Raw genomic sequence first — 16246 nt, forward strand, 5'->3', positions numbered from 1 at the left:
GTTGAGGAGAGGAATGGGGGCACTTGCTTTTCCAGCACATAAGAAAACCCACACAAAAACATGCATTGTGCGGGAGAGTTGAATGATTAAGCATTAAATAAAACGTACAATCTCTTTTAACGGTAAGCGTGATGAGCCATAAGCAGGGGCTGCCCCTTTACCGATAGCAATAAGGACTACAGGGAAAATATGCTCGGGTAATTCAAATCGTTCAGCAAATTTCGCTTTATCAAAACCGCCCATTGTTACGGTATCGTAGCCTTTTTCTTTTGCAATCAGCATAAGTTGCATTGAAATCAGACCAGCATCAAATGTTGCGATATTTTTTCGTACTTCTAATGGTGCTGGTGGGTAAGTGCGTAGTGTATTGGCAATCATTAAATCTTTTTGTGCTTCACCCATATGACCTTCGGCAACATTTTGCGAATAAATTTGTTCAACTTGTTGATACATTTCGGCATTGCCTAACACTGCAATAACTGCTGATGATGTTTCAACTTGTTCTTGATTATTGGCAATCGCACGCAGTTCTGTTTTTACTGCTTGATCTTGAATGACAAGAAATCTCCATGCTTGTAGATTGCTCGATGACGGTGCACTTGTTGCTTCTTGAATGATTTCTTCTAGCTCAGCTTGAGGAATTTTAAAAGTGGGATCATATACACGAACGGATTTTCGATCCTGCATAATTGTATATAAATCGGCTTTGTTTTTAGTTGTTGTCATAATGTCCTCCTTGAAAACTTACTAAAGGTAAGTTGATAATTAGAATCTTACCATTAGTAAGTTTATACGTCAAATAAAAAATATTTTGTGTTACAATAGAAGTACGGCATTATAGAGGGAGGTTATTATATGACTAACTCAAATTGTTCACATATATGTAGTAGTTACCATCAGGCAATTGAATTTATAGGGAAGCGTTGGATGGGTATGATCATCTATACGTTATTGCCTGGTCCAAAAAGGTATCATGAAATACATGCTACTATTCCTGGTATTTCTGATCGTTTACTAACAGAACGTCTAAATGAACTTGTGCAAGCAGGACTAATCGAGAAAAAATTTATTGATTCGTCCATCAAAAAAGTAGAATACGCGTTAACTCCGAACGGCTTAGCGTTTCAGGAAGTCATAGCGTCTATTCAAAAATGGATTGATTTATGTGAATTCGAGAAAACGACGAAAGAGTCAATATAAAAAGACAAAATATCTCGAAGTCCAACTCTCGAGGTATTTTGTCTTTTATTATGGGAATTTCAGTAATCTATAAATCCCCAATAATTGCATGCAACACAAGAAATAAAATAGCTAACACAACACAAATATTGATCATGATTTTTGTTATTTTGCTAACAGCTTCGTCCTCTTGCTGCTGCTGCTTCATCTTTCTATATAAAACTTGAATCTTTTTTTGCTGCTGTTTTCTATCATTTATTTTGGGACTCAATTAATTTCCTCCTTTTTGGTTAAGATGATAGGAAATCAATACAAATAAGTTACCATAAATATATAATTATGGAAATAAAAACATTTCTGAACATATGCCTTATCCACGGATTCTTTACTGTAAAAAATCGTCAAATGACGCTCCTACATAGCCTGAAACAATATCAATGGTTTTATTACGATTATAATAAAAAAGACTGTAGGCAAACTCCTATAATGAGTTTGTCTACAGTCCTACACTTTATAAAATTATTTAATGTTCGGTAATATTTTATTTAATAAAATGGCAACAATGGCAGCTGTTGCTACTGGAGAGCCGAATAAATATTGAACCGTTGTTGGTAATGAATATAAGAAATCTTTAGGTAGCAGTGTTAAAGCTAAAGTTAAAATCACTGGTACAGCAATAACGTACATTTCTTTTTCGCCAATGCGCTCATTTTTCATTACTTGTAATCCACTAATCGCAATAATGCCACAAACGATGACAAAGACACCACCGATAACTGCCGATGGAATAGCAGAAATTAATGCAGCTAATTTGCCAGAGAATCCGAATAAAATAAACCAAGCACCTGCAGCGATAAAGACACGACGGCTTGCAATACCTGTAATGGAAATCACACCTGCATTTGTTGAATAGCCTGTTACTGGAGTAGAACCTAATAATGAGGCGATGAAACAGCCAATTCCTTCACCGATTACTCCACGATTAATTTGTTTATCAGTTAATGGTTTGTCGATAACATTACTAACAGCAAACCATGTACCAGTCGTTTCAGCCATTAACACAATATAAATAATAATCATTGTCAAAACTGCTGAAAAGTTAAAAGAGAAACCAAAATCTGCAAAAGGAATTTGCGGTAAGCTAAACCACTTTGCTTTAGCTACACCTGATAAATCTAAGATCCCCATCATATTCGCTGCGATACAGCCTGCTAGTAGCGCGATAATAACAGAAGCAATACGGAAGACGCGACCTTTTTGACGGAACACAGAGCCTAGCATGACGCAAACAATTAATACGATAGCTGAAATAAGCGCTAAATAAATGTTTTGGTTAATCGTAGCACCAGCACCTTCAAAAATATTACTACTTAAGCCAACAGGCATTAGCGATAAACCAACAACAAAAATAATTGTCCCACCTACAATTGGAGGAATAAACGTTTTAACAATTTTATTAAAAATACCTGTATAGCCTAAAATAATTACAAAGATGGCACCAATTAAGCTTGCGCCTAATACAGAGCTCCAACCAAGTTCGCCACTGCCGCTAGCAGCATAAATACCGACGATTGCACCTAGTGGTACATAAGATGGCCCTTGTGCGATTGGAAGCTTCATACAAAAATGCGTTTGCACAATCGTTGCAATCCCTGCTGCTATAAAAGTCGATTGGATCAATGCGCTTGATTGACCAGATTGTAAGCCGATTAACATTGCAATAAGGAAGGGCACTACATAAACGTCCATTGCCATAACATGTTGTAAACCTAGAAATACGGATTGGCCAAATGGCACTTTTTCATCGGGTAAAACGGTTAAATGAGTAGTATTACTTTTATCGTTTGCTAGATTGTTTTTTTGCGTTTCCACTAAGATGTACACCTCAAAATTTTAATTTTTAATAGTATGATGAATCTTATTTTTTGTTCGTGACCTCTGACTGCTTCAGTGAAGAGGGCAGTGCATTGATTAGTTCGCTCTTTCGTGAACTTTCGTACCTTGCACCCACACTTCACGAATGTTTTCGGGGCGTACTAAATACATGATTTTTTGGAAGATATCGATTAATGCTTCATTGTTATCATAGATTGGCAGCTTGGCAGTTGCTATTTTAGTATCAATTACTTGAACATCCCACGTATAGTTTTCTTCTAATCGCCCAACTGGTAGGCTTAAGCTTTCGCCACCTCCTGCTGTAGCTAAGTAAAATGCTTCATTAATCGTAATGCGTGAATTTGGAACGCCACGTTTATCAGCAGAAAGCGCTGTATCAACACCATCTTCTAACATTCTAGATGACATAACGGCTTGTCTTGCATTATCAAAAAGACTTGGTGAAAAGCCTCCTGAAATATCTGATCCCAAACCAATATCCACACCTTTTGCATGGAAGCGAGCAATTGGAATAACACTATTCGCAAAATAAGCATTTGAAATTGGACAATGGCCAATGGCTGTACCTGTTTCAGCAAATAATGCTGCATCGTCATCGTTTAAAAAATTGCAGTGCGCCATCACAGATTTATCACCTAATAGACCAAAGTCATGTAAAGCAAAGGCATCGTTTTTATTGAAGCGGTCTTTAACGTAACCATGCTCCCAATCGCTTTCGCTACAGTGAGACTGGATATGTGTATCGTATTTAGCAGCTAATTCTCCTAAACCTTTCAAAGCCCCATCTGTACAGCTTGGAATAAAACGAGGTGTGACAACGGGATAGACACCTTGTTTTGTTGTTTTAGCTAATTCTTTCACAGCAACAATAAATTCTTCTGTATCTGCTAATGCTGTAGCCGTGTTGGCATCACGATAAAAATCAGGGTTTTGTTCAGGGTCATCCATGACAACTTTTCCAACTAGACCACGTTGTCCTTTTTTAGCACAAATTTCAGCTAATAGTAAGCTCGCTTCTTTATGCACAGTAGCGAAGTATAGTGATGTTGTTGTGCCATTCGCAAGAAGTGTGCTAACTAAATCTTCATAGACTTCTTTGGCAAATGATAAATCAGAAAACTTCGATTCTATTGGGAATGTATATGTGTTTAGCCAGTCATTTAGGGGGATGTCTAAAGCAGTTCCAGCTTGAGCCCATTGCGGAGCATGTACATGCAAATCGACAAAACCTGGGAAGAAATATTGTCCATCTGCTAATTGGTGGAAGTTGTCTTTCCCTTGGTATGTAGTGAGTAATGGTTGATAATCAGGATGTTCTGGTGCAACAGCCTTCTCAATCATCCCGTCAGAGTTAATACAAAATAGATAATCCTTTAAAACTTGTACTTCTTTTGAAGACTTACTTGTAAAAGCAGTCCCTTTGAAAATTTGCGTATATTCAACCACGTTTTGCACCTCAATGTTCGTATTTTAATATCGGTAGGGAATATTATAGGACAAAAAAACTGTGAAGTCTATAAAAAAACGAATAAATTGCATGATGAAATACGAGTGTTTAACTGACTTTTTACAGCAATTTAATGACATGGAAATTTATAGTTGGGTAAATAAAACGAAAATAGCAATTGGTAAAATAGTAGTTTTTAAATAAAATATAAATAAGAATGATTATCGATCAATAGGTGTTTTAATTGCACTTTAGAAATGTAAAAGGAGGGGTTGGAAAGATTGTTGTTAATGATGCTGATTTTCTGAGAAATTTAATAGTGGAGATATGGATACTACTTTCTTACGTTTAAATTCTATATAGAAGAAAGGTGAATGAGTATGCTTAGTTGGAAGACTGTCGTCATAATAGGAATATGTTAGATTGTATTTTTGCTCATTGTATTAATTATTATGAATGTAAAAGCTACTTAAAATTATAGAAGACTCAAGTGTAAATGCTTGAGTCTTTTTTTATAGCTTACAAGCACTTGTTTTTAGAATATTGGTAAAATTTTATAAATATAATTGCTTTCTTAATGTGTATTAAGTATCCTTTTATTAACAAAAGGGGGAGCGGATACGATGAATCGTCAACACATGGGGGTCTTATTTGGTGGAGTATTATTACTTGTCGTAGCAATGGGGATTAGCCGTTTTGCTTTTACGCCCATTTTACCGTATATGCGGGAGGATGTCGGCTTTTCCTTTAAGGTCGCTGGCTTTTTAGCATCGAGTAATTATATTGGGTATTTTATAGGAGCATTATGGGCTGGATTTATTTATCGACAAAAGAAAAATTTTTTATTGTTGAGCGTTGTGTTAAATGTTATTTCTGTTGTCCTGATGGGGATAATTGAGATTTATAGTGTATGGCTTGTCCTACGCTTAGTTGCAGGGATTACAGGAGGACTTATTTTTGTTTTAACATCTAGTGTTATTATGGATTACTTAGCTAAACAGTTACTGACAAAGTGGTCAGGTTATTTATTTAGTGGCATAGGGCTTGGTATCGCCATATCCGGCTTGTTCGTACCATTTATAGAAGTACGTTTTGCTTGGCAAGGTACTTGGATTGGTTTAGGTATTTTATCAGCATTATTTTTCGTGATGACGTTTATATTGTGGAGAAATTTACAAGTTCAAGATAGCGAGAAAGTTGCTAAAACGTCTGATGCAAAATTGTCGCGTGGTTTTATGCCTTGGCTTATTGCGGCATATGGGCTTGAGGGGCTGGGCTATATTATTACAGGAACATTTTTAGTAGATATTATTCATAACATTCCTTCGCTTCAGGCTTATTCTTCTTATAGCTGGGTTATTGTGGGCGTAGCGGCAATTCCATCTGCTCCAGTGTGGACAGTAATATTAGAAAAGTTTTCTGCAATCAAGATTTTGGTTGTGGCTTACATATTACAAGTGCTAGGAATTTTGTTACCGGTATTTTCACAAACAGTATGGAGTGTGTTATTATCTTCATTTTTATTTGGTTTAACGTTCGTTGGCATTGTGACATTAACAACAGCCTATGCAAGACAGCTCTTTCCAACACAGAGTGGCCCAGTGGTGTCATTGTTGACAACTTTTTATGCTTTTGGACAAATTATCGGACCAATGATTGCTGGACAACTTGTAGTTATTTACAGCAGTTATAAAGCAGCACTTATCTTTGCAGGCGGTATTGTGTTGCTAGGTTTGCTCGTCATGTTATCTGGTAAATGGATTGTAATGAAACAGCAGGAAAAAGTAGCAAGGTTAAATGTGCAGTCAACGGGTGCCAGGCACTAGAAATATTCAGAATTGTTTGCGTGCCTGACACTTAAAAGGGAGGGAAAGACCGTGATTGAAGCAGTGTTATTTGACTTAGATGGTACATTGTTAGACAGAGAGAAATCTTTGATTGCATTTGTGTCACATCAATATGATCGATTGGCTCCTAAACTCTCTAGTATTTCAAAAGAGCACTACGTAAGTCGATTTGTTGATTTGGATAAAAATGGTTACGTGTGGAAAGATGTTGTTTATGAACAATTGATTAAAGAATTTCAATTAACAGCCTGTACAGTAAAAGAGTTGCTTGATGATTATATGTTAAATTTCAAGCATTGTTGTATTCCTTTCCAGCATCTGCATGCTATGCTCGAAGAATTAACGCAACGGAATATTAAACTCGCTATGATTACAAATGGATATGGACAGTTCCAGTTAGATAATATTCAAGCGCTAGGCATTGAGCATTATTTTGATGTGATTTTGATTTCTGAATGGGAGGGCGTGAAGAAGCCAAACTCGGACATTTTTAACCGTGCATTAGCTAAACTACAAGTAAGTGCAGCACATAGTATGTTTGTAGGCGATCATGCCATCAATGATATAGAAGCGGCACAAAATGTAGGGATGTTAGCCGTTTGGAAACGAAACGATGCAAGTCCATCGTATAAAGCAGATTATATTATCGACGAATTAAGTGAAATTCCAATGCTGATGCAACAATTGGTAATTTGCCAAAAGTAACGGTGCCAGGCACTCGAACTATTCAGAATTGTTCGAGTGCCTGGCACCCTTTTTATTTTTTCCTAATTCGACAAAATGTTATAATTGAGATAAATCAATCAATTGGAGTGATGCGAATGAGTGTAAAGACTTTACGTAAAATCCCACTTGAAAAATTTGTAGATTTAAAAGTAGATTATGCTTTTAAACAATTATTTGGCACTGAGCAGAATAAAAACATTACGAAAGTCTTCTTGAATGCCTTATTAAATCGTACAGGAAGTAAAGCTATTCATGAGATTTCTTTTATGAGTCAAGAATTTGGTAGTGAGCATGTAGACGATAAACAATCGCGATTGGATATTTTAGTTAAAACACAAGAGGATCTATTTATTAATGTAGAAATTCAACTAACAAATAAATTCGATATGATGAAGCGAACATTATATTATTGGTCAAGGATTTATACCTCTCAGCTACGTAAGGGGATGGGGTACCATAAACTACGACCGACAATTACTATAAATATTTGTAATTTTAGTTTATTTGAACAATCAAATAATTATCATTCTATTTTCCAACTTTTCGACAATCAAGAGAACTTTAAAATGGATGATGTGCTCGAAATTCATTTTATCGATATGAATAAATTTATAAAGCAATGGTATGCAAAGCAATTAGATTCTTGGGAAGATGTACTTGCTAGATGGTTAATGCTACTGGGAATGGTTGATGGACGTAAGGAAAAAGTCTATGAAGAAATCTATTTGGAATTGGAGGCGCTCGCCATGAAGGATGAAGAGTTATTTAATGCTTTTAATGTTTGGCAAGATTTAAGTCAATCACCTGAGGATTACTATGCCTATCAATCCAGGTTGAAATATATACTAGATGAGGCAGCGAAGCTAGAAGATACTAAATATATCGCTGAAAAAGAAGGACTAAGCAAAGGAATAGCACAAGGAATAGAACAAGGAATAGAACAAGGAATAGAACAAGGGATAGAACAAGGAATAGAACAAGGGATAGAACAAGGAATAGAACAAGGAATAGAACAAGGAATAGAACAAGGGGAAAAAAAGATGCAGACAGAAATTGCATTAAAATTATTAAAAAGAAACACCGATATTGAAACAATTGTAGAATTAACAGAGCTAACAGTTTCTGAAATACATGAATTAAAAGAATTACTTGATGAATAATGAAGGTGCCAGGTACTTGAAATTTTCAGAATTGTTTGTGTGCCTGGCACTTTACTTATATTTTCCTTTTGCGGTTTAATAGAAAGAAGAATAAAGATATTACTAGCATGCTGTAAATAAATATCCAAATAAAATGCCAATAAAAAACAAATGGAATTGTTTGAATGCTATCATCGGAAGACATTATTTCTAAAGAAAGATGAACTGGAGGGAATAGCCAGATAAGCCCCTTTATTGTATCTTTCAAAGAGATAATAGCTATCGAAATGATTAGTATACTAAGAACACCCCACCAAGAATTTTGTTTGTTTTTGACCAATTCCCTTGAGAACAGGGAAGAGAGGGCAATAGCAAGTATCGATAGGGTAAAGTGAGCTAGAAAGCCCAATGTTATATGTAAACTTTTTGGTTGCTCACCAAATGCACCTATTAAGTTAGGGTAAATAACTGACACCCAACTGAGACAAAATCCAAGTATTATACAAATCAAATAAAGCGCTCCAAAATAAGCCTTTTTCCCTTTAGAATGTAGAATAGTAATTACTTTCTGTCCTTCATCCTCTGCATGAAATATAGTTATTGTAAACCAGCCCATTAACAAGAACAGTAGCGTCGATGTAAATGAGTAACTATCCAAAATTGGGTTTGGCACAAACGCATAATTGACTACCATACATAAAATGAAAAGGAAGAAAGGCGGAATATATTTATATGATCTTAAGTAGTTAATCAATTGATAGTGCAATAAACTAATCATTTTTTGAGGTACCTCCTAAAAATGGGTATGGAATTGTTCCTTCTTTGGATTTACAGGCATGAGCTGTTTTATGGAAGCTTGGTGCTGTAGTAATGTCAGTAAGATGTTGTCAGTGTCCTCACTGCTAACAGTTATTGTTACCTCTTGACCGCCATTATTTAATGGGCGCACTTGCTTAATCTGAATAGATGGAAAGAATTCCTCGAGTAAAATTTGATTAGGTAGTTCAAAAACTAATTGATTGCTTTGGATAATTGGTTCTGACGCCATATGTATCACATGACCAGCTTGTATGAATAAAACCCGATCTACGAGATTTTCTAATAATTTCGTTTCGTGACAAGTTAAAATAATACTGTAGCCCTTTTCTTTTAAAGACAAAAGGGTATTTTCTAAATCCTGTTGGGCACGTGGATCAAGGCCCGATAAAGGTTCGTCCAAAATAAGAAGTTGTGTATCTGCAAGCATGGCCTGCATAATCATGACTTTTTGCTTCATCCCTTTTGAAAAATGAATCATTCTAGTCGAACGGGCTTCTTGCATATTAAACAGGATGAGCAAGTCATTTATTTTTTGATGTAAGGTCTTTTTCGGTATGCCGCTAATTTTACCCATATGAAAAAGATATTCTTTGGTCGTAAAGAATACATGAGAAGGCGCAACTTCAGGTACATATCCAATTTTTAAGGATGGAACATATTTGTTCACTTGTCCAAAATCACAATCCACTATGCCTCCTATAATTTTTAGTAGCGTGCTCTTGCCTGAGCCATTCTTTCCTACAATTGCGACAATTTCCTCAGAATAAATGGAGAATGAAATATTGTCTAAAACTTTCTTAGCTTTATATTGTTTAGATATGTTTTGAACTTCCATTATCATATTCATAGGGACACACCTTTTTGTCATATTATGGACTCTATTATAAAGGAATCAGTCGTAAATCGCTCCTTTTAAATGGTTAAATTTACATTTTTTATTTAACAGCTAAACAAAAAACTCTGCCAATATTCGAGGGCAGAGCAAGTTTTGTAGGTGCCTGGCACTCAAACAATTCAGAATTGTTTGAGTGTCAGGCACCGTAATACGCATTGAGTGCTGCTTCTAAGCGCTCTTCTAAATGCTGTGATATATAACCAAATACAAACTGCTCTTTTTCCATTTCAATTTGTGAGGCTCTAAAAATTTTGGCGAAAATCCCCGACTTATTCTCTAATGCAAATTGCTGAAGTGCTTCTGTGCGCAATGTTGAAACGATTTCATTTTCAATATGGCGCTCTCGAATTTTTTTGACGATATCTTTTACACTACCTTCTTGTAATTCTTGCATTTGCTTTTGGAGATGTTCGTTTATATGTTTGAGTTCAGCTGTTTCATTTTGAATGTGCTCAATTTGCCGGTTTGATTCAGAAGAAAGCATCTGTTGAGCTAAGAAATCCTGGTTGATTGTAATGTGGAATGTGCCTTGTGTTTCATTTGGTTCCATATGAAATAAACCCGTTTGAATCATTTGCTGTAGAACACTGCCGAGTACATCGACTTTATTAGTTAAATTATCTGTTGAATCAAGAGTAGTGGCAGTAATTTGATGCTTAATCTGTTGACCGTTGTCATCAATACCTAGAAGAAGTTTTAGGCCCTTTACACGATATTCATCCTTCAAAAGCAGTATCATCCGAAGTCGTAAAATGGCAGGGAGGTCCAATCGTATCGTAGGCATTTGATTGGAGGCACTATCAAATATATATTGTTCAAAAGGTTTGATGTAATAACGAAGCATAGCATCCGTTATGTCGAACCAATCTGCAACCTCTGAAATACTATAATATTTTTTTTCATGGATGTGTGTTAAATAATTGTCACCATAAAGTGTTTCGACTAATGGTGTATGTTGTAGAACGACAAACAATGGATCATGTTGCACAATTCCTAGTACCAACGTTTTTGCATCACTTATTTTAAGCATTCCTTTTACACCCCACTTTATTTTTCAAAATATCCTTATTAGGTTTCTATTCTTTTAAAGTCGAATGTATGCCTATTTATGGTAGAGAAATTATTGATTCTTCGAAAATTCATAGATATGAAAGATTTTAGGCTGCAATGTTTATCTATGAAAAAGGGATTTGTAAAAGAGTATCGAAAGAGAATAGAAGGTGAAATTTTGAACATAAAGGGAGCGGGGGAGAAACATGCAAACTATTTTTGTTGATTGGGATGGTGGGAATGTAAAGCTTACGTGGATGCCTCAAATGAAACTTACGAAATCATTAATTGTGACAAGTGTCCATGCGGTATGTATAAAAGATGGGTATGTGCTATTAAGTCATATAAAACAGCGAGGTTTTAATTACCCTGGAGGACACGTAGAACCTGGCGAGAACTTAGTCGATGCGATTTTACGAGAAACATATGAAGAGGCATATGTAAGAGGCACCATACAATACATCGGTTCAATTGAAGTAAGTCATCAAGAAAATCTAATGTTTGATTCAAACGGTAAATATCCGATAATTGGTTATCAGGTTTTTTATCGAATGGATGTTCAAGAATGCTTACCATTTCTCAGAGAACATGAAGCATTGTCTCGAATTTGGGTTGAGCCAGCTGAAGTACCATTTGTAATTAATGACCATGAACTAACAAAAGTAATTTTAGAAGAAGCATTAGCTTTCAACGACAGTCTACTTTATTAATGGGTGTATGGAAATCATATGATTACGTTTTGGCTGCTCAGTGAGCATGTCTTGCATTTTCGTAAAGATCAACTTATCCTTTATTAAAATTTGCAGTTCTGTAAATTTATATTGCCTTTGGTATTCTTGAATATATTGAGTAATAATTGGTAAATTATCACTACTTTTAATTTCTACTTCTACAAAAAAAGGCAATGTTACTTGTGGTGGTGAAATACAGCCACGTCGAATCCAAATAGCTTCATTTACATAATAACGAATGGGTAATTGGCGGTTGCTTGCTATATATAAGTCCATTGCATGCTCCTTATGTTTTATACTAAGTATAGCTTTTTCAGTGCTCATTGTCGTGAATAAACCTTGGCTATACAGCAACCAAAAAAAGTAAGCAATCGAAAGACGCTTGCTTACTTTTAGTATTAGTGAATATCGCGTTTTTTGAAATTACCACCGCGCACTTCTGAAACATCAGAAATAACGACGAAAGCACTGCTGTCAATATCTTTAATAATTGTCACAAGCTTATTTTCTTCCATACGGTTAATGACACAGTTTAAAATTTCAGTTGGTTCATTTGAGAAGCCACCACGACCTTGTGTATAAGTAACACCACGTCCTAGACGAGCTTGAATGGCATCTCCAATCTCTTCGGATTTTGCACTGACAACACGGACATCTTTTGATTTTTCCAAACCTACTTGAATAATATCAATGACATTTTTCGCAATATAGTACGTTAAAGCTGAGTATAATGCGCTTTCTAAACCGAATATAAAACTTGCCCCTAAGAAAATAAAGGCATTAATAAATAAGATAATATCTCCGACTGAAAATGGAATTTTACGTGATAATAGGACGGCTAAAACTTCAGAGCCATCTAATGCGCCACCATTACGTAAAACAATTCCTATACCAATGCCGAGTAACATACCACCCGATAAGACAATTAATAAAGGATCTTCTGGACCTAAAATGGTTTTTACATTATGTAAAAGCACTGTGGAAATCGATAATGCTGCAATTCCGGCGCTACTCATTAATGCAAATGTTTTTCCGACTTGTTTATAGCCGATATAAATAAATGGAATATTAAGTACAAAGAGCAGTACCCCTAATGGTAATTCAAATAAATGGGCACCCATAATACTAAGACCTGTTACGCCACCATCAATAACATTGTTTGGGATTAATACAGCCTCAAGCCCATAGGCTGCAATGATGGCGCCGATTATAATCATAATAAATTTTCGTATATTTTCAATTGACTTGCTTTTTTTCATAAATCTTCTCCATTTCCTCACAATTTAAATCCATTTAGTGTATCTTAAGATTTTGGAATAATATTTACTGCGATTGTTTTTGTTTCAGTCGTATTGCTTGAATCGGACATATGATAGTATCTCGTTAATAAATCATTTAAATCATTTTGAAAGTTATTAAACTGTTCCTTTGTTAAGGATAAGTCAAGTAATGAAAAGGTTGCTGAATCATCGACAACATCTTCTTCAAATAAGTTTAAGTAATTTTGATATTGAGACAGTAATGCTAATTGATAATAGGAAATATAGTTTAATTTTTGCTTTTTCGTTAGTTTGGACCACTCCTCAGGATTTATTTTTGCTGCACCTTCATTCAATGCATAAAATTTTTCAGTAACAGAACGAACTTTTCGCTCTTTCACAATTTTAATGACATTTTCATCCACTAATATTTGGATATGACGATATAAAGTAGCTTGCGGTACATCTTTTATAACAGAAATCATCTCTAACGTACTCAAACCATCTTCTGTATTATGCATCAGAGCTTGTAAAATTTTCATTCTGACGGGATGCATTAAAACCTCCACTTTATTGCGCATCAACGAGCCTCCTATCTGATGAATGGATATAGTATCAATGTTATCAAAGTGAGAACATTATCAAAAAATATATTATATTTGTTAACAGATGTACAGTAAAAAGCATATGGAATTTTTAGTCAATATGTGAAATCGCCTTTATAGAATAAAGTCGATTACCATCCTATTAAATGCTAAAACGATGAACAAATAAATTGTTCATCGTTTCAGCTTGTCGACAAAAGGGATTAAGAATAGAATTCTTAATCCCTTTTTGTTATTTCCTTTGTAAAAAATGGGTTCTTACTTTCATTTTGACCATACTCTTCGAGCATTTCCTCTCTATACAGCCGTTTGCCATGTCCAAGTAGCAAGCTTTTTTAAATTCATGGCAGCAAAAGTAAGCATCGCCTGCATGGACAATTTTTTAAGACCTCTTAAGGTTGTCCATCGCATACCATGCTTTTCTTTTGCATCCGCAAAGACACGTTCTATCGTTTCTTTGCGCTTTGCATAAATTTGTTTAATATCATAGGAATGGCGCAAATGTTCAGCTTCTTCCATATAGGTTTCCCACATATGGATAGATAAACGAAAAATCAATCGCTGCCTCTAGTTTTCGAACTAAATGGTCTTGTGGCACCAATTGGTCAATTGTCAGCATTTCTAATTGTTCACGTTCATTGATTTGATTCTTCGTCATCATTTTCCATCACCTCAAATAGATTAATTTATTTATAGTTGATTGATAGCAATTCATATCAAGTTGATTGGAGCGAAGGGCGGGCGACTCCTGCGGGAAAGCACAGAACGTAAGACGAGGGCATTCCGCGCGTTAGCGAGGGTTGCGGCTTACGTGTGTGCCCGCGGAAAGCGCCCGAACGTAGCGGAAATCAACGGCAGTAGACATCTATTTTTATTTTAAAATGAAAAAAGACTGTAGACAAACTCGAAAAATTTCGAGTTTGTCTACAGTCTGAAACGATGAACAAATAAATTGTTCATCGTTTTTTTTCACTATTAGGTTGTCATTAAATTAAAAATAACGCGACAATGGTCGTTACAAAAAGTCCTATTGCTACTGGCAATAAATTACGCCGGGCAAGCTCAAATGGACTGACGTTACAAATAGCAGCTGCAGGAATGAGTGCCCATGGTATAAGCGTACCGCAACCAATAAAAGACATATTATGTAGCTGTAACAATTATTATTTCTCTAGCTTGTTTACTACTCGTATAATCATCCTTTGTATCAACGATGAGTTGTTCGAAGATCGTGGTCATTAACTGCTTGCGTTCGGTATCATCAGCATTGATCCATAGCGCATCGATATTACGAATAATCGACCGAATTTCCTCATGTTGGCGATTGTCCTGCTGCTGGATTTTATTAAGCTTTTCTTGCAGTTCTTTTTCTTTACTACGCAATGTTCCGCTTTCACGAATTAACTCATCCATTCCAATAATATCATGTTCAAACATCGTTTTTTTCTTGTGTATAAGCTTTTGCACAATAACTAATTCCTGCTGTAGTGCGCTCAGTTGTGCCGCTGGAAAAGCCGCATCGCCCTCATTACTTGTAAAATGGCCACCGACCAAGTCATCCCATTGCGTAAATATGGTTTGCACTAAATTGCTTTCTAAAATCATATGACTAGTACAAGCTTTGCCGGCTTTCTTGCCAGAACATCGGTACGTTTTTTTCTTGCCTGCTTTATGACCGGACATCGAGTGACCACAGCGTGCACACTTTAGTAACGAGGAAAAATAGTAATTGCTCGTTTCCCGTTTCCCGCCTAATGTTCTCCGTTTATCGAGCAAATCTTGTAGTGCCCAAAATTCATCGCGATCGATAATACGCTTATGATGGCCTTCAAATAGCACCCGTTCACGCGGTGGTTTTTTAATGTCTTTCGGATTCAAGCTAAACATTAAAAAACCCGCATACGTCGGATTATTCGCAATATCCCGCACACTATCAACATGCCATTGTCCGCCTTTACGAGTAGGAACGCCCTTACTCGTTAATTGCCGGGCAATCGTGTAAAACCCTAATGTTTTCGCTAATGTAAATATTTCCTTTACAATTTGCGCTTCAGCTTGATCAATCAGTAATTCACCATTTACTACTTGATAGCCGTAGGGAGGGGTGCCACCTTTCCAGTAGCCCAATCTCACTTTCTTTTCCATACCAAAACGCACCCGTTCGGCGGTATTTTCTCGCTCCCATTGCGCAATCGCCGCTACTAACGTAATAAACAACCGTCCCATTGCATTGGTCGTATCGTACACTTCGGTAGCAGATTTGAACTTACAATCGGATTGCTCCAATTCAGCTAAAATCGTATGCAAATCAGGCACAGAGCGAGTTAAACGATCCAGCTTATAGACGAGTAAAACATCGATGCCACCTTGCTGAATGCGTTCTAACATCGCTTGAAAATGGGGGCGATTTAAATCTTTCGCAGAATAGCCATCATCGACGTAAGGCGCCTCAACAATGTCCCATCCTTGTGATACACAATAAGCCTCTAACTTCTCGATTTGGGCAGCAATCGAAAACCCATGCTTCGCCTGTTCGTCGGTACTGACGCGAACATAGATGACGCATTTCATCGGTTATTCCTCCTTATGAGGTTTCCTTTCTTTTATATATTTTTCAAATGAATAAATCATTCTTCTATATTCGGACGTATGT

The 16246-nt window shown here is 36.1% G+C and carries 18 protein-coding genes and 1 pseudogene; 5 read left to right on the forward strand and 14 right to left on the reverse strand.

Annotated features, from left to right (window positions below; all coding sequences use genetic code 11):
* Nucleotides 1-93: 93 nt before the first annotated feature.
* On the reverse strand, nt 94-726 hold the full coding sequence (locus tag ACKVEV_RS01970) for a nitroreductase family protein (RefSeq protein ID WP_409368719.1): 633 nt from the start codon (nt 724-726) through the stop codon (nt 94-96).
* Nucleotides 727-855: 129 nt separating this feature from the next.
* On the opposite strand from ACKVEV_RS01970, the gene ACKVEV_RS01975 reads away from it, so the two are divergent.
* Complete coding sequence (locus ACKVEV_RS01975) at nt 856-1200, forward strand: winged helix-turn-helix transcriptional regulator (RefSeq protein ID WP_409368720.1); 345 nt, start codon at nt 856-858, stop codon at nt 1198-1200.
* A 67-nt stretch (nt 1201-1267) separates the two neighbouring features.
* Here the strand turns inward: ACKVEV_RS01975 and ACKVEV_RS01980 are convergent, their stop codons facing one another.
* The 3 genes from ACKVEV_RS01980 to guaD form a co-directional block, all read right to left on the reverse strand.
* On the reverse strand, nt 1268-1450 hold the full coding sequence (locus tag ACKVEV_RS01980) for a hypothetical protein (RefSeq protein ID WP_409368721.1): 183 nt from the start codon (nt 1448-1450) through the stop codon (nt 1268-1270).
* A 248-nt stretch (nt 1451-1698) separates the two neighbouring features.
* Entirely contained in the window at nt 1699-3051 is a 1353-nt protein-coding gene (locus ACKVEV_RS01985) for a uracil-xanthine permease family protein (RefSeq protein WP_409368722.1), read from the reverse strand.
* Between the two features lie 99 nt (nt 3052-3150).
* Nucleotides 3151-4521 (reverse strand): guanine deaminase, encoded by a 1371-nt coding sequence (gene guaD, locus ACKVEV_RS01990; RefSeq protein WP_409368723.1) that lies wholly within the window; start codon nt 4519-4521, stop codon nt 3151-3153.
* A gap of 624 nt (nt 4522-5145) precedes the next feature.
* On the opposite strand from guaD, the gene ACKVEV_RS01995 reads away from it, so the two are divergent.
* The 3 genes from ACKVEV_RS01995 to ACKVEV_RS02005 all read left to right on the forward strand — a co-directional run bounded on the left by ACKVEV_RS01995 (nt 5146) and on the right by ACKVEV_RS02005 (nt 8255).
* Nucleotides 5146-6348 (forward strand): YbfB/YjiJ family MFS transporter, encoded by a 1203-nt coding sequence (locus ACKVEV_RS01995; protein ID WP_409368724.1) that lies wholly within the window; start codon nt 5146-5148, stop codon nt 6346-6348.
* Nucleotides 6349-6399: 51 nt separating this feature from the next.
* Nucleotides 6400-7074: an HAD family hydrolase gene (locus tag ACKVEV_RS02000; RefSeq protein ID WP_409368725.1), complete on the forward strand. Its 675-nt coding sequence runs from the start codon at nt 6400-6402 to the stop codon at nt 7072-7074.
* 116 nt (nt 7075-7190) lie between these two features.
* The gene (locus ACKVEV_RS02005; protein WP_409368726.1) at nt 7191-8255 is read left to right on the forward strand and encodes an Rpn family recombination-promoting nuclease/putative transposase; all 1065 of its coding nucleotides are present in this window, start codon (nt 7191-7193) and stop codon (nt 8253-8255) included.
* Between the two features lie 55 nt (nt 8256-8310).
* On the opposite strand, the gene ACKVEV_RS02010 is transcribed toward ACKVEV_RS02005, so the two are convergent.
* The 3 genes from ACKVEV_RS02010 to ACKVEV_RS02020 form a co-directional block, all read right to left on the reverse strand.
* Entirely contained in the window at nt 8311-9012 is a 702-nt protein-coding gene (locus ACKVEV_RS02010) for an ABC transporter permease (protein WP_409368728.1), read from the reverse strand.
* Nucleotides 9013-9027: 15 nt separating this feature from the next.
* Complete coding sequence (locus tag ACKVEV_RS02015) at nt 9028-9900, reverse strand: ABC transporter ATP-binding protein (protein WP_409368729.1); 873 nt, start codon at nt 9898-9900, stop codon at nt 9028-9030.
* A gap of 184 nt (nt 9901-10084) precedes the next feature.
* The gene (locus ACKVEV_RS02020; RefSeq protein WP_409368730.1) at nt 10085-10978 is read right to left on the reverse strand and encodes a hypothetical protein; all 894 of its coding nucleotides are present in this window, start codon (nt 10976-10978) and stop codon (nt 10085-10087) included.
* Between the two features lie 226 nt (nt 10979-11204).
* On the opposite strand from ACKVEV_RS02020, the gene ACKVEV_RS02025 reads away from it, so the two are divergent.
* The gene (locus tag ACKVEV_RS02025; RefSeq protein ID WP_409368731.1) at nt 11205-11708 is read left to right on the forward strand and encodes an NUDIX hydrolase; all 504 of its coding nucleotides are present in this window, start codon (nt 11205-11207) and stop codon (nt 11706-11708) included.
* Here ACKVEV_RS02025 and ACKVEV_RS02030 read toward each other — a convergent pair.
* The 7 genes and pseudogenes from ACKVEV_RS02030 to ACKVEV_RS02060 all read right to left on the reverse strand — a co-directional run bounded on the left by ACKVEV_RS02030 (nt 11697) and on the right by ACKVEV_RS02060 (nt 16164).
* Entirely contained in the window at nt 11697-12005 is a 309-nt protein-coding gene (locus tag ACKVEV_RS02030) for a hypothetical protein (protein WP_409368732.1), read from the reverse strand. The genes ACKVEV_RS02025 and ACKVEV_RS02030 overlap by 12 nt on opposite strands.
* A 122-nt stretch (nt 12006-12127) precedes the next feature.
* Complete coding sequence (locus tag ACKVEV_RS02035; RefSeq protein ID WP_409368733.1) at nt 12128-12988, reverse strand: YitT family protein; 861 nt, start codon at nt 12986-12988, stop codon at nt 12128-12130.
* A gap of 44 nt (nt 12989-13032) precedes the next feature.
* The gene (locus ACKVEV_RS02040) at nt 13033-13569 is read right to left on the reverse strand and encodes a helix-turn-helix domain-containing protein (protein WP_409368734.1); all 537 of its coding nucleotides are present in this window, start codon (nt 13567-13569) and stop codon (nt 13033-13035) included.
* Nucleotides 13570-13890: 321 nt separating this feature from the next.
* A pseudogene (locus ACKVEV_RS02045) lies at nt 13891-14157 on the reverse strand (transposase); the annotation flags it as partial.
* Complete coding sequence (locus ACKVEV_RS02050) at nt 14099-14254, reverse strand: hypothetical protein (RefSeq protein ID WP_409368735.1); 156 nt, start codon at nt 14252-14254, stop codon at nt 14099-14101. The gene ACKVEV_RS02050 and the pseudogene ACKVEV_RS02045, both read right to left, overlap by 59 nt.
* A gap of 325 nt (nt 14255-14579) precedes the next feature.
* Nucleotides 14580-14753, reverse strand: a complete 174-nt coding sequence (locus ACKVEV_RS02055) for a hypothetical protein (RefSeq protein ID WP_409370612.1) — start codon at nt 14751-14753, stop codon at nt 14580-14582.
* Nucleotides 14737-16164, reverse strand: a complete 1428-nt coding sequence (locus ACKVEV_RS02060) for a recombinase family protein (RefSeq protein WP_409368736.1) — start codon at nt 16162-16164, stop codon at nt 14737-14739. The genes ACKVEV_RS02055 and ACKVEV_RS02060 overlap by 17 nt, the downstream gene beginning before the upstream one ends.
* Nucleotides 16165-16246 lie beyond the last annotated feature (82 nt).

The sequence above is a fragment of the Lysinibacillus sp. 38-6 genome, from assembly GCF_046245175.1.
In the GTDB taxonomy this organism is placed as follows: domain Bacteria; phylum Bacillota; class Bacilli; order Bacillales_A; family Planococcaceae; genus Lysinibacillus.